The organism is Natrinema soli, from assembly GCF_028618695.1.
On the sequence record NZ_JAQIVI010000654.1, the window covers coordinates 1 to 563 of the forward strand.

1 pseudogene is annotated in these 563 nt (G+C 71.6%); it reads left to right on the top strand.

Annotated elements, in window-relative coordinates:
* Positions 1-563 (top strand): annotated as a pseudogene (locus tag PGX04_RS29310) (anthranilate synthase component I); the annotation flags it as partial.

The following is a 563-nucleotide window of genomic DNA, read 5'->3' on the forward strand; positions in this document are numbered from 1 at the left end:
GCCGATCCTCGCCGCACTCGAGGGACTGCTCGCGGGCGATCGGCTCGTCCGCGGAAACTGCGACGTGCCCGTCCCCTGCGGGGCCGTCGGCTGGCTCTCCTACGACGTGGCCCGCGAACTCGAGACCCTGCCCGACGCTGCGGTCGACGACCGAGGGCTTCCCCGTCTCGAGGTCGCGGTCTACGATCGGTTCGCGGCCTGGGAGGAGCCTACCGACGGCGATGTACCGCTGCGGATCACGGCCTGTCCGCGGATCGGCGATCCTGACTCCGACTCCGACTTCGATCCCGAGAGCGCCGAGGAACCGACCGATGTCGCCCTCGAGTCAGCCTACGAGCGCGGCCGCGACCGGACACTCGTAGTCGCCGAGGCCGTCCGCGACGCCGATCCCGGCATCGGCGATCCACCCGTCTCGAGCCCGGAAGCGACGTTCGAGAGCGACTGCGGTCGAGAGACGTTCGCCGATCGCGTGCGGCGGGTCAAGGAGCACGTCCGCGCGGGCGACACCTTCCAGACGAACGTCTCCCAGCGGCTGGTCGCGCCGGCCGCGGTCCACCCCGTCG